The 14,488-nt window shown below is 38.3% G+C and carries 12 protein-coding genes; 11 read left to right on the forward strand and 1 reads right to left on the reverse strand.

The genetic code is table 11. The annotated features are described in order from the left end of the window. Positions 1-198: 198 nt before the first annotated feature. From ezrA to P8610_RS00685, 6 genes are all read left to right on the forward strand, one after another. Positions 199-1,890 (forward strand): septation ring formation regulator EzrA, encoded by a 1,692-nt coding sequence (ezrA, locus tag P8610_RS00660; RefSeq protein ID WP_394602743.1) that lies wholly within the window; start codon positions 199-201, stop codon positions 1,888-1,890. Between the two features lie 172 nt (positions 1,891-2,062). Next, on the forward strand, positions 2,063-3,205 hold the full coding sequence (locus P8610_RS00665) for a cysteine desulfurase family protein (RefSeq protein ID WP_394602744.1): 1,143 nt from the start codon (positions 2,063-2,065) through the stop codon (positions 3,203-3,205). A gap of 5 nt (positions 3,206-3,210) precedes the next feature. Further along, positions 3,211-4,422 carry a tRNA uracil 4-sulfurtransferase ThiI gene (gene thiI / locus P8610_RS00670; RefSeq protein ID WP_394602745.1) on the forward strand — a complete coding sequence of 404 codons (1,212 nt, stop codon included), beginning with the start codon at positions 3,211-3,213 and terminating at the stop codon, positions 4,420-4,422. A 646-nt stretch (positions 4,423-5,068) separates the two neighbouring features. Further along, the gene (locus tag P8610_RS00675; RefSeq protein WP_066243771.1) at positions 5,069-5,254 is read left to right on the forward strand and encodes an alpha/beta-type small acid-soluble spore protein; all 186 of its coding nucleotides are present in this window, start codon (positions 5,069-5,071) and stop codon (positions 5,252-5,254) included. Positions 5,255-5,390: 136 nt separating this feature from the next. Continuing rightward, the gene (gene mbcS / locus P8610_RS00680; protein ID WP_394602746.1) at positions 5,391-6,965 is read left to right on the forward strand and encodes an acyl-CoA synthetase MbcS; all 1,575 of its coding nucleotides are present in this window, start codon (positions 5,391-5,393) and stop codon (positions 6,963-6,965) included. Between the two features lie 96 nt (positions 6,966-7,061). Continuing rightward, a complete protein-coding gene (locus P8610_RS00685) occupies positions 7,062-8,651 on the forward strand; it encodes an amidohydrolase (protein WP_394602747.1) in 1,590 nt (529 codons plus the stop codon). Positions 8,652-9,133: 482 nt separating this feature from the next. On the opposite strand, the gene P8610_RS00690 is transcribed toward P8610_RS00685, so the two are convergent. Continuing rightward, entirely contained in the window at positions 9,134-9,931 is a 798-nt protein-coding gene (locus P8610_RS00690; protein ID WP_394602748.1) for an NAD kinase, read from the reverse strand. 144 nt (positions 9,932-10,075) lie between these two features. On the opposite strand from P8610_RS00690, the gene P8610_RS00695 reads away from it, so the two are divergent. The 5 genes from P8610_RS00695 to P8610_RS00715 all read left to right on the forward strand — a co-directional run bounded on the left by P8610_RS00695 (position 10,076) and on the right by P8610_RS00715 (position 14,381). Further along, complete coding sequence (locus P8610_RS00695; protein WP_289494838.1) at positions 10,076-10,747, forward strand: DUF2953 domain-containing protein; 672 nt, start codon at positions 10,076-10,078, stop codon at positions 10,745-10,747. 2 nt (positions 10,748-10,749) lie between these two features. Next, complete coding sequence (gene ytfJ, locus P8610_RS00700; RefSeq protein ID WP_289494840.1) at positions 10,750-11,202, forward strand: GerW family sporulation protein; 453 nt, start codon at positions 10,750-10,752, stop codon at positions 11,200-11,202. 90 nt (positions 11,203-11,292) lie between these two features. Beyond that, entirely contained in the window at positions 11,293-11,793 is a 501-nt protein-coding gene (gene tpx, locus P8610_RS00705) for a thiol peroxidase (protein ID WP_394603088.1), read from the forward strand. A gap of 195 nt (positions 11,794-11,988) precedes the next feature. Further along, positions 11,989-12,987, forward strand: a complete 999-nt coding sequence (locus P8610_RS00710; RefSeq protein ID WP_394602749.1) for a class I SAM-dependent methyltransferase — start codon at positions 11,989-11,991, stop codon at positions 12,985-12,987. Positions 12,988-13,193: 206 nt separating this feature from the next. After that, on the forward strand, positions 13,194-14,381 hold the full coding sequence (locus P8610_RS00715) for an acetate kinase (RefSeq protein WP_394602750.1): 1,188 nt from the start codon (positions 13,194-13,196) through the stop codon (positions 14,379-14,381). Positions 14,382-14,488 lie beyond the last annotated feature (107 nt).

Here is a 14,488-nt window from a genome sequence, read left to right on the forward strand (position 1 = left end):
TTCTTCATTAATTTGGAAAAAAAATATCAGATTATGCAATTTTTTTGCGTCAAATGTTTGTTTACATGTTATCATAAAAGCATTAAACTGCAATTTTACAGATGTATAATTTAAAAGTGATTGTTAAAAAGAAATTACATACTTAATACATAATACAATTGATTGAGAAATTTTGAACAGATAGAAAGGGTGCCTCTGATGATATACATAGTCATTGCCATAGTTACATTCCTAGCATTGATCCTTTACGGTACCATGTCACGCCGGAGAATTTATAAAGAAATTGACCGACTGGAAGCATGGAAAATGCAAATTATGAATCGCCCATTAACAGAAGAGATATCAAAAGTGAAGGGTATGGCGATGATTGGTGAAACGGAAGAGAAATTCGAAATGTGGCGTCAAGAATGGGACGAGATGGTAACAACACACCTTCCGAATTTAGAAGAAAATTTATTTGATGCTGAAGAGTATACAGATAAATACCGTTTTAAAAAAGCTCGTACTATTCTATTGGGCGTTAACCAATCTTTAGAAAGAATGGATACGAGAATCAAAGAGATAACTTCTGAAATTAATGAGTTAGTGACGAGTGAAGAATTGAATCGAGAAGAAATCGTCGAAGCAAAAGAGAAGCTTCAGGAAACGAAAAAGTATTATTTAACTCACATCCGAGCTCTCGGTCAGACAGCACCAATTTTTGATAAGGAACTTGATGAAATCAAATCTTTATTTGAAACATTTGAATCTCTGACAGTTCAAGGGAGCCACCTTGAAGCAAGACAAAGACTTGTAGAAAGCTTGAACAGAATTTCTGTATGTAAAACAAAGATGCAAGGTGTACCAGAGCTGCTTGTAATCCTGCAATCAGATATTCCCAATTCCCTTAAAGAACTAAGCGCTGGTTTTACTGAGATGGAGCAGCAAGGCTATGTTCTTCATCATATCGGAATCGAGAAAGAAATCAGTTCATTAAAAGAACTAAACGAACAAGCCTTAAACAAAGTGTATGAGCTTGAATTAGATTCTGCTCAGAAAGACTTGGACGAAACCGTTCAAAAGATGGATCAATTATATGAAATGCTAGAGAATGAGGTTCATTCTAAACAATATGTTCTGAAAGAAAGAGAAGTCTTTTTCTCAAATATTGAAGACCTTCATGACCGAATTGAAAACCTTAAGCATGAAACTCAAATCGTTTCTTCTACCTATCTAATTGAACAAAATGAAGCTGACATGCAAAAGAAAATAGAAAAACTTTTCCATAAGCTGCAAAGCCGATTCATCATCATTGAAGAGTCGATCGATGAAAAAAGAGAATCCTTTTCAGTCATCCGTGAGATGATGGAAGAGATGCAGAAACAGATGGAAGAACTTCAACGTTCTCAAAAGGTCTATGAAGAGATGCTTCATAATCTTAGAAAAGATGAGTTAGATACGAAACAAAACTTGAAAGAATTAAGAAAAAAGCTTTTAGAAGCAAGAAGAATGGTTCAAAAAAGCAACTTGCCCGGACTTCCGGAACACTATTTGATCACGATTGGAAAAGCAGAAGAATATATCATTGAAGTTTCAAAAAAACTTGATGAAAAACCACTTGAAATGTCTGATGTTTCGTATGTGCTAAATAAAGCACATGAAGCTGTAAACGAAGGCTATGAAGAAACGTCTCAGATGATTGAAAACGCATATCTAGCGGAGAGACTGATTCAATATGGAAACAGATTCAGAAGCTCTTATCAATCCGTATCCATTCGATTGATTGAAGCTGAAATCGCTTTTCGAAATTACCAGTATGAAGATGCACTTCAAATCGCAGCATCCGCAATAGAAAGTATACAGCCAGGAATTCTAAAAGAGATGGAAATTAACTTAAAGTCACACGTATAAAAAACTGTCAGGTACTATTCCTGCAGTTTTTTTGCTGTTCAAAAAGATTGAATCTTTAAGGGTTAACAAAAACTATATAAAATGTGAAGATGCGCACCATATCTAAATTATGGTATGATAATGAAATGTGTGTTTAGATACGGTATGGAATGGATAATTGGAGGATTCAAAAATGATTTATTTGGATAATAGTGCAACAACAAAGCCTTATAAGGACGTTCTTGATACTTTTGTCACGGTGTCTGAAAAATATTTTGCTAATCCATCTTCTCTGCATTCTAAGGGAGGAGAAGCTGAGAAATTGCTTGGACAAGCAAGAAAGTCAATTGCTCAGTTACTGGAAGTTGCGCCATCAGAAGTTATTTTTACTTCTGGAGGAACAGAAGGCAACAATATCGCAATCAAAGGGATTGCTTTTCAGCATCAAAATCGAGGCAAACACCTTATTACCACTTCTGTTGAGCATGCATCTTCATTTGAGTCCTTTCAATATTTAGAATCAAAGGGTTTTGAAGTAACTTACCTGCCCGTCAATCATGAGGGCTTAATTTCTATAGAAGATCTTGAACGTGCGATACGACCTGATACGATACTTGTATCTATTATTCATGTGAATAATGAAACAGGAACGATACAGCCTATAGAGCAGATAGGCAAGATGTTGAAGCAACACCGAAAGATCTTTTTTCATGTGGATAATGTGCAGGGTGTTGGCAAGATCGACCTTCCACTAAAGGAATGGGGAATAGATTTATGCACGATATCCGCACATAAAATTCACGGCCTAAAAGGGAATGGTGTTCTTTTCGTGAAAAATGGCGTGTCTTTATCTTCTTTATTTACAGGTGGAGAGCAAGAATTAAAGAAAAGAGCAGGAACAGAAAACGTTGCTGGGATTGTAGCCATGGCGAAAGCATTAAGACTAATCCTTCAGGAGATGCAAGATAAGAAAAAGGATTTGCTCACAATTAAACAATTTATGCTTGAAGAATTGAAGAAGATAGAGAGTGTTGAAGTTAATACACCAGAGCATCACTCAGCACCTCATATTATCAATTTTTCTGTTCAAGGCATTAAACCAGAAGTACTTATTCATTCTCTTGATAAAAGGGACGTTTATGTGTCTACGCGTTCTGCTTGCTCATCGAAACAAGGCGGAGCCAGCCGCATCCTCATTGAGATGGGATTAGGTGAACAACGGGCATCCACTGCTATCCGGATGAGCACTTCATATGAAAACACAATGGCAGAGGCAAAACGTGCGCTTGAGATATTGAAAGAAGAAATAATAAATTTTAAAAAGGTAATGAGGTAATGAAGATGATTTATGATCATTTAGTAGTGCGATATGGAGAATTATCACTAAAAGGGAAAAATAGAAGACATTTTGAATCACAGCTTTTTGAGACAGTTAAAAGAAAGATGCGGCCATATGGCGATTTGAAAATGGCTAAACTTTTTGATCGGATTGTTATTGAATTAAATGGGCACGCGTATGAACCTATTGTTAAATCGCTTCAGGATATTTTTGGTATCCATTCGATTAGTTTAGCTGTAAGAGCTGAAAACGATCTAGAAGAAATACAGAAAGCTGCACTAGTGGCACTTAATGAAGCAATTGAAGGTAAAAAAACGTTTAAAGTAACAGGAAAACGATCTTTAAAGTCATTTCCTGTAAACTCGATGCAACTCAACCAAGAAGTAGGAGGATACCTTTTAAGAAACACAGAAGGTATAACGGTTGATGTTCATAATCCAGAGGTAAATGTAAAAGTAGAAGTGAAAGATACAGGGACTTACATCAGCTCTAAATCTTTTGAAGGAGCTGGAGGTCTGCCAATAGGTGTCGGAGGTAAGGCGATGCTGATGTTATCAGGCGGTATCGACAGCCCTGTTGCTGGATATTTAACAATGAAGCGCGGTGTTCGTATTGAAGGTGTACATTTTCACAGTCCTCCTTTTACAAGTGAGCGCGCAAAGCAAAAGGTAGTTGACCTAACGCAAGAACTTACTCGCTATAGCGGAGGAAAGATCAAGCTTCATGTTGTTCCTTTTACTAAAATTCAGCAAACGATAAAAGATAAGATTCCTTCCAGCTACAGCATGACAATCATGAGACGTGTCATGCTTAGAATTACGGAACGATTAGCAGAAAATAACCATGCGATGGCTATTGCAAACGGAGAGAACCTTGGTCAAGTAGCGAGTCAGACGATGCACAGCATGTATGCGATTAATGAAGTAACGAACTTACCTATTCTGCGCCCGGTTATTACGATGGACAAACTTGAGATCATGAATATCTCGCACAAGATCGGAACCTATGAGATCTCAATTCGTCCATATGAAGATTGTTGTACCATTTTCTTGCCATCAGCTCCGAAAACAAAACCGAAGCGAGAAAAAGCGATTCAATTCGAGAAAAATATTGAAAACCTTGAAGAATTGATCGAGGAAGCAGTTAACACTGTTGAAACGATGATTCTTGAAGAAGGAAAATCAACTGACGAAACGTTTGATGATTTGCTTTAAAAAATGAAAATTATCTTCATTGGTGTTGTTTTAGTAAAAGCAATGGTGTTCTTGAAAGCAGTTGATCTCCGTTCCAGGTTGCTCGCTTTCCGCGGGGCAGGCGGTGAGCCCCTTGCCGCTTTGCGGCCTTAAGGGTCTCACCTGACCGCTTGTCCCGCAGGAGTCTCGCACCTTACACTCCAATCAACTTGTTATTGAAGAAGTAACAGATTAGAAAGAAACACCTTGATGAAGAAATTCATAAACACCTAATAACATGTAGCGCGTGGATTCTGGCACGCTTCAACTCTGAAAAAATTTCAGCAACAAGATACTAACCAGGTGAAAAAGTCTGCACATTGTGCGGGCTTTTTTTTATTTAAGAGCTGTTGCTTTTGCATTGGATGGTATCTTCTTTGTAAGTTGATTGGAGCGTAAGGTTGCCGACTCCTATGGGACGAGCGGTCAGGTGGAGACTCCTAATGGCGCAAAGCGGCAGGAGGCTCACCGTTCGCCCCATGGAAAGCGAGCAACCTGGAGCAGAAATCAACTACTTTCATAAGTCTTCTTCTTAACTAATATCCTAAATGGCAATGCACACAACAATTTCCAAGAATTGAATCGGCCATTTAGACACACATTATTAGTACAAAGGAGGTGAAACAACATGGCAAACCAAAACCAATTAGTAGTACCAGGTGCACAACAAGCTGTAGACCAAATGAAGTATGAAATCGCTTCTGAATTCGGTGTGAACCTAGGACCAGACAGCACTTCTCGTGCTAACGGATCTGTAGGTGGAGAAATCACTAAGCGTCTAGTAGCTCAAGCTCTAGGTGGATACTCAAAATAAATAGTAAATGGCTAACGGAGCGGGTTGTCCCCGCTCCTTTTTATTTTGGCTTATAATGACTTAATTTTATAAATTTTCTAAAATATATTATAATGGAGTTGATCAACACGAATATATATCGAAAGGGTGACGTGACATGAATTTAATTGCTCCGAATGTTTATAACTTAACGGAAGAAATGGAAAAATACGCTTTAAACCCTGATAAAAAAGCTTTAATCTGGATGGATGAAGAAAATGCAACCGAGGAGATCACTTACAAAAACCTTTTAGATAGAGCTAATCAAATTGCAAATTCATTAGAAGAGTTAGGGCTCACAAAAGGTGACCGTGTACTCATCATCATGCCTCGATTAATTGAAACGTATGCCGTTTATATTGGCTGCTTAAAAGCAGGCATTTCTGTTATACCTTGTTCTGAAATGCTAAGAGCGAAAGATTTAAGTTATCGGGTGCAGCATAGTGGAGCAAAGGCAATCATTGCAGATTATCGTTTTACAGAGCAAGTGAATGATATCAAAGACGACCTGCCAACTCTTACATATAAAATTAGCGCTAACGGAGAAACGGATAACTGGCTAAGCCTTCAAGCCATAACGAATAATGTAAGCGTTTCCTACAAAGCGCCTGAAACCTCTAAAGATGATATGGCTTTCTTATCTTACACATCAGGTACTACTGGGCAGCCTAAAGGTGTTGTTCATACACATGGCTGGGCATATGCTCACATACGTACAGCTGCTAAAAGCTGGCTCAACATTTCAGAGAATGACAAAGTTTGGGCAACAGCAGGCCCAGGCTGGCAAAAATGGATTTGGAGTCCTTTCTTATCAACTTTAGGTACTGGATCAACAGGATTTGTATACCAAGGAAAGTTTGATCCGCAAAAATATTTAACGCTTTTGCAAGACCAGCAAATATCTGTTTTATGCTGTACACCTACAGAGTATCGATTAATGGCTAAAGTGGATAACTTAGATCAATATCGTTTGCCGCATTTAAGAAGTGCCGTATCTGCAGGCGAACCGCTAAATAGAGAAGTTATCGATACGTTCGAAAAGTATTTCCATATCAATGTACGTGATGGATATGGACAAACTGAAAATACATTGTTAGTCGGAACAATGGAAGGCATGGAAATCAAACCTGGATCTATGGGCAGACCAACACCGGGGAATGATGTAGAAATCATTGATGAGAATGGAAATCCTGTAGGTGCAGGAGAGGTTGGAGATATCGCTGTTCATAAAAATTGCCCGGCTCTTTTTAAAGAGTATTACAAAGACCAGGATCGAACAATGATGGCTTTTAGAGGAGACTATTATGTAACAGGGGATAAAGCGAAAAAAGATGCTGACGGCTACTTTTGGTTTGAAGGAAGAGGTGATGATATCATCATTTCATCTGGATATACAATTGGTCCATTTGAAGTAGAGGATGCCCTCGTAAAGCATTCAGCTGTTAAAGAGTGCGCTGTAGTTGCAAGCCCTGATGAAATAAGAGGACATATTGTTAAGGCCTTTGTTGTACTTCGCGACGAATCAGCTAACAAGGATATCTTAACAAAAGAACTGCAAGAACACGTAAAGCAGCTTACTGCACCATATAAATATCCAAGGTCGATTGAATATGTAAGCGATCTTCCGAAAACAACGTCTGGAAAGATTCGGCGTATTGAACTTCGTCAGATAGAAGCTTCTAAAACAAGATGATTTCTTTTGAAAAGCAGATATTCATCTGCTTTTTTGCTTTGATAAAAGTTATACTTATTTTTAGAAAAAGTGTTTAGTTAAAGGTGGTAATTTAACGTGGGAACTTTGTTTCATAATGGGAAGATTTGCACGATGCTTACTGAAGGTGAATTCTGTGAAGCTGTATTTGTGGAGAACGGTATAATCACCGAAACCGGGACTGAAAAAGAATTAACAGACAAGTATTTTGAACGCATCATCAGGAAGATTGATTTACAGGAAAATGTCATGTACCCAGGCTTTGTAGATAGTCATTTGCATTTGATTGGTCATGGTGAGAAATTAATCAGATTAGACCTCTCTGAAATGAAGTCTGCTGAAGAGATGGAAAGAGCACTTCGAAAGAAAGTAAAAACACTTGAAACGGATGAGTGGCTGATCGGTGAAGGCTGGAATGAGAATAATTTTATCGACCGTAAAATTTTTCACAAAAATGAGCTGGATGCGATATCAGAAGGTCGACCCGTTTTATTATCGAGAGTTTGCCGTCATGCTTTTTTAGCCAACTCTAAGGCACTTGATTTAGCAGGGATTACAAAAAAAACACTTGATCCTGCAGGTGGAATTATCGTAAGGGACAGCAATGGTGAACCAACCGGTTTGTTACATGATGCTGCCGCAGAGCTTGTTAAGAAAGTGGTTCCAGAAGTAACTCAAGAGTATTTAAATCGAGCACTGAAAACTTCTGTTCAGCATCTTCATTCATTAGGTATTACGGGAGGGCATTCGGAAGACTTAAGTTATTATGGTTATGTTGAAAGACCGTTGAAAGCTTATAAGTCTGTAATAGATGAGGAACGTTTAAAGTTTCGTGCTCATCTTTTAGTCCATCATGAAGCGTTGAACGACTTTAAAGAAATTAAACAAGACTACCAAATACCTTTTGTAGAATATGGTGCTTTGAAAATTTTTGCAGATGGAGCTTTCGGTGGCCGCACAGCTTGGTTGTCTCAGCCATACAATGATGCTCCTGAGACATCGGGAGTATCCATACATGAAGATGAGGGATTACTACAACTTGTTCAAATTGCTCGAGAAAATAGCATGAATATTGCCGTACATACTATTGGGGATATGGCTCTTAAGCAAACGATTGCTGTTATAAAAAAGTGTCCGCCCAAAAAGGGAAGAGATCGTCTGATACATGTTGGACTCGTTGATGAGGAATTGATTAAAGATATGAAGCAGCTTTCAGTCATTTTGGATATACAGCCTGGTTTTGTTGCTTCAGATTTTCCTTGGCTGATTGAAAGGCTTGGAACAGACAGAATTCCGTATGCTTTTCCATTTAGAACATTGATTGATGAAGGGTTAATTTGTGCAGGTGGCTCAGATGCTCCAATCGAACCTGTTAATCCTCTTCTTGGAATCTTTGCTGCTGTAGCACGAAGGAAGCCAGGAGAGAATCACGAAGGATATGTACCACAGCAGAAATTAACGATGTACGAAGCAATTGGCATATATACATCCGGCAGTGCTGCTGCAATTATGCAAGAGCACCATAGAGGTTTGATTAAAGAAGGATATATCGCTGATTTTACTGTTTTAGATCGAGATTTATTTCAAACGCCTGAAGACGGAATTCTTGATGTTAATGTTGTATATACGATTGTAGACGGTGACATTGTTTACGAGAAAACAACGTAAATTCAGTCAATCAATCACTTCCAATATTTTAAAAAACTAATCAAAAAAGAGCTTGCGGTGTGAACTGCAGGCTCTTATTGTTTATAAGACTTATGGAGAGAAGTGGAATTATGAAATTGTTTAAACCTCATTTGAATTTGCGCAGTTGAGGGAAGCTGCGCGAACCTTTAATAGGCACTTTTCTAAAGATCGTTGATTGGAGTGGAAGATGCGAGACTCCTGCGGGACAGGCGGGCAGTTCGAAAATTGGAAGTGGCTCGTTCAGCCCCGACAAGCAAAAGGTGAATGGGCAAGCAAGGCGCACTTTGCCTTTTTGACCGTTTAACTTTTGACCTCGAGGGGCTAGCCACTGCAACTAGACAGGTGAGACACTTATACGTGGAACGTACGAATGTGGCTCACCGCCTGCCCCGCGGAAAGCGAGCATCTGGAACGGAAATCAATCACTTACAAAAGCAACAAAGTTTGCAAAAAATGTTTTATTAGAGAAAGCTTCTTCTTACTTTATGCCAAAACGAATTGTCTTTTAATTTTACCGTCTTGATCCGTTTATCTGTTAGTTCAAAACTTAGTTTTTCACAGTGTTTAATGCTCATCGCCTCATTATCCATTCCAATGATCGGATAATGGCTATTGTCATGTTTAATCATAAGTGTCATTTTGCGGTTATCACTTAACAAGAATGAGGAGCCGAGGGTACGGTAGTGATTATTATTTAAAGAAGCAAGTTCACTGATCTGATAACAAGCGAGCATAGGGTCTACAACCGCACCGTTTACAGACTTATTGTATGCCGTACTGCCTGTTGGCGTTGAAATGATCAATCCATCACCGCGGAACGTTTCAAAATACAAGTCATCAATAAACACATCAATCTCAAGAGTTCGAATAATAGAAGAACGAAGAGAACACTCATTTAAGCAATAGAAGGATCCTTGTCCATCAATATTTACCGATAAAGCGGGATACTTCCTAACTTCGATCTGCTCATTTTTCATCGCTTCTATCATACCTGCTTGATCGTCAATGTGAAAGTCGCAATAGAATTCAGATTCTAATGTGCTTACTCCTACGTATAGACAATCATCTCTGAAACCAGTTTTGCGTACAGCTTGTAAAAAAGAGCCATCGCCACCTATGCTTGCAATAATATTCGCTTCTTTTTCATTCTCAACTACTTCGAATCCTTCAGATATCGCCAGTGATTTTAAACGCTCAGTCTTCTCTAGAATCGAATCTTCCTTTTTGTAAAAAAAGAAAATCTTATTGCGCACAGTCATACCGTATTCCTCCTTAAATCCTTCTGCTTCATTATTGTGTTCTGAATTTTACATTGAAATTCCTGTTTCTATTGTAACAGACATCAGGAGAGTTTAGATTAAATAACCTCTGCCCATAATGAAAGAATAGAAGGGAAGAGTCGTATGAACTGGATTTTGCTTATTATCGGTATTCTGGTTTTTCTATTGGTCTTATTATGTGTATCAACCATTCATATCTCGGTGTATTTTGTTCACCGTAATGACAATAGTGATATTACCGTTACATTGAGAATGTATCGTTTTATCAAGTACAAAATGAACGTGCCTCTTATTAGTATAGATGCACAGGACCACTCGATTAAAATTAGAGAAGAAAAACAAGGGACGATGGGACAGAAAAAAGAAAAAAAGAAAAAAGTGTCCTTTCGGCAATTGAAAAATCAATATGTAAGTTTTAAAAAAATGCTTAGTCATATTCATCACTTTTATAAAATTCTTGCTGCTTTTTTGAAAAAAATAAAAGTAAAGAAGGTGGAATGGCATAGTGCGGTTGGACTTGGAGAAGCTTCCTCTTCTGCTATCGCTGCAGGTACAGTATGGGGATTTAAAGGAATTGCTCTTCAAGTAATGCATACTTTCTTTAAGCTGGAAGGAAATCCGAACATATCTGTCGTTCCGGTTTTTCAAGGCATGCACAGTGAAACGCGGTTCTCTTGTATGTTTTCATTTAAAATCGGGCATGCTATTGTCGTTATGTTAAAAATCTTAAAGTCCTGGCGAATGTCAAGTCGTTCAGCTAAGGTGAATTCTGAATATATGACTGGAGGCATGTAAAAATGAGTGAACATCCAATCCAGGGTTTAATGAAAACCGCGATGGAAAATTTAAAAGAAATGATCGATGTAAATACGATTATCGGTGATCCGGTAGAAACCCCTGACGGCAGTGTGATTTTAACTGTATCAAAGGTAGGGTTTGGGTTTGCTGCAGGCGGAAGTGAGTTTGGGAATCAAGAAGAATCATCACGTGCATCAACTCAGCAAGGGACTTCAAGTCAATCGAAAGAGATGCCGTTTGGCGGAGGAAGCGGGGGAGGAGTTTCAATCACTCCAATCGCATTCCTTGTCGTAAGCAACACAGGGATTAAAACGATTCACTTAGATAATAGCACACATTTATATGAGAGAATTTTAGATCTAGCTCCTGGTGTAATTGATAAACTGCAGCATATTATGAATAAAAATAAAAACAATCAAGGACCATCAAGTACACAAAATCATGAGTTTTAAAAAAGCTAACATCTCGTTAGCTTTTTCTTCTGCATTGCTTTAAGATGAAAGGGAAAGTACATATTATTATTTCTTTGAGGAGGAGTATGAATCATGAGCGTAACATTTAAAGAAAAACCAGTTACATTACTAGGAAACGAAGTAAAAGTAGGGGACCAAGCTCCCGATTTTAAAGTGTTGGCAAACGATATGTCAGAAGTAACTCTAGCTGACTCAAAAGGAAGCGTACGTTTAATTGCCGCTGTACCTTCTGTTGATACAGGTGTTTGTGATGCTGAAGTTCGTCGTTTCAATGAAGAGGCATCAAAGCTCGATAACGTAAAAGTGTTAACCGTTTCAGTGGACTTGCCTTTCGCACAAAAAAGATGGTGTGCTGCAGCTGGCATTGAAAATGTTCAAACTCTTTCTGATCACCGTGATCTTTCATTTGGTAAGGCTTACGGAGTTGCGATCGAAGAACTTCGCCTTCTTGCAAGATCTGTTTTTGTTATCGATAGCTCAGACATGGTTACTTATGTTGAATATGTTAGTGAAGTAACGAGTCACCCTAACTACGAAGCAGCAATCGAAGCGGCTAAAGCTGCAAAATAAGCAATCAGACATCTCCGGTAGAGCCAATACATACCGGAGATTTTTATTTGTATCTGTTAACAATTCAGTTGTTACACGAAATCAATCATTTATAAAAACAAAAGTATAATAAATAACCTGAAAAACGTTAACCATTGTATTTTTTAGCTTGGATTTGCTAAAATGTTTCCTGTGTAAACTTAGGAGGAAGCGGATATGAGTTCTTTTAAAGATGTAGAAAAATTGTTTGTAACGATGGATAATACAGCAACGGCAATCAAGGATAAACTTGACCTGCCTTATTTAGATGCACTTGTCGAAACGGGAGAGAACCTGTTTTTTCAGGAGATTCCAAAAGAGTACCCTAAAGAATTAACGAATGTTTTAACGGATGAATACAAGAAGATTAACTTAACTGAATTCGGCAAAGAAGAAACACGTAAAGCGTTTCAGCTCGCAGTATTAAAAGGGATGAAAGAAGCTGTTCAGCCTCATCATGCCATGACGCCAGATGCTGTTGCTTTATTTGCAGGTTACCTTGTTCAAAAGTTTGCTAATAAATCCGAAACCCTAACCCTTTTAGACCCTGTAGTGGGCTCAGGGAATTTGATAACAGCTGTCATGAACCAGCTTAAAGATAAAGAAACAGTTGCTTTTGGAGTAGAAGTGGATGAAACACTTTTACGATTAGCTTGGGTAAATGCTAATATACAAAAACATAAAGTAGAGCTTTTTCATCAAGACGTGATCAAGCCGCTTTATGCTGATCCGGTTGATGTGGTGATTGCAGATCTACCTGTTGGCTATTATCCTGATGATGAAGGTTCCAAAGCATTTAAGGTCCATGAAAAAGAAGGTCATACATTTGCGCATCATCTAATCATTGAACAAGCGATCCATCACTTGAAAGAAGCAGGTATAGGTCTATTTATTGTACCGAACAACATTTTTGAAAGTGAACAAGCTGAGCTGCTTAAAGCGTGGATGAAAGAAACAGTCACGGTATTAGGGCTTTTACAGCTTCCGGAATCATTATTCAAATCTGCTGTTCACGCCAAAAGCATTCTACTTCTGCAAAAGAATGGAGAAGGAGCTATCAAGCCTAAACAAGCGATGCTTGCTCAGCTGCCGTCCTTCTCGAACAAAAATGGATTAGGAAATGTCATGGAACAGATGAATGATTGGTTTAAAACAGAATGGGAACGTGAAAAATAACAGCGTGGGATAAAACCTATGCTGTTTTTTTATGTGTTTGCAAACGGATTCAAGTCTGAATTGCATGAATATAAGGTGTAAGCGTTTTACAACCTTGATATTAACAATGGGCAGTGTTTAAATAAGGAAGGATTATAGTATCAAATGAGACAGAAGTGTGCTGACTGCATCCTTCTTTTTCATTGAATATGAAGGAGATGGCTATTTTGGCTAAAATTATTGCAATTAATGCCGGAAGCTCGTCCTTAAAATTTCAGTTACTTCAAATGCCTGAAGAAGAAGTACTGACAAAAGGACTTGTAGAACGTATCGGATTAAACGACTCAGTTTTCACGATCGAAGTAAATGGTGAAAAAGTAAAAGAAATTAAAGATATTCAAGATCATTCAGAAGCAGTGTCTATGCTTTTAGATAAATTAGTTAAACATAACATTATTTCTTCCCTTGATGAGATCGAAGGAATTGGCCACCGTGTCGTTCATGGCGGAGAAAAGTTTAATGATTCTGTTCTTATCACAGATGAGATATTAAAAGAAATTGAAGAGATCTCATATCTTGCGCCATTGCACAATCCAGCCAATGTTGTTGGAATTAAAGCGTTCAAAACTGTATTGCCTAACGTACCTGCAGTTGCCGTTTTTGATACAGCTTTCCATCAGTCCATGCCTGAAAAATCATTTTTATACAGCCTTCCATACGAATATTACGAAGAATATGGTATTCGTAAATACGGATTCCACGGAACAAGTCATAAATATGTTTCTGAAAGAGCAGCAGAGCTTCTTGGACGTCCGGTTGAACAGCTTCGTCTTTTATCTTGCCATTTAGGAAACGGTGCAAGCATTGCAGCGATCGAAGGTGGAAAATCAATTGATACCTCTATGGGTTTCACACCTTTAGCGGGTGTTACAATGGGAACTCGTTCAGGTAACATTGATCCATCATTAATCCCTTATATCATGCAAAAGACAGGTCAAAGTGCTGAAGAAGTAATTAATGTATTGAACAATAAGAGTGGAATGCTAGGTGTTTCTGGATTCTCTTCTGACCTTCGTGACATCGAAAGTGAAGCTGAGAAAGGGAATGAACGTGCTGAACTTGCTTTAGAAGTTTTTGCTAGCCGTATCCATAAATATATCGGTTCTTATGCAGCAAGAATGGCAGGCATTGATGCAATTATCTTCACAGCTGGTATCGGTGAAAACAGTACGGCAGTTCGCGAGCGTGTACTTCGCGGATTAGAATTTATGGGTGTGTATTGGGACCCTGCTCTAAACCAAGTTCGCGGTAAAGAAGCATTTATCAGCTATCCTCACTCTCCAGTAAAAGTAATAGTCATTCCTACGAATGAAGAAGTTATGATTGCTCGAGATACGATGCGTATTGCGATGTAATCTTATAAACAGCCTTTTCATGCTCATGCATGTAAAGGCTGTTTTTTTGTTTGAAAATGCTCCGTAAAGAAGGAAAACAGATTGTTATAGCGTAAACCCTTTTATGT

Source organism: Fictibacillus sp. UD, assembly GCF_043558025.1.
Lineage (GTDB): Bacteria > Bacillota > Bacilli > Bacillales > Fictibacillaceae > Fictibacillus.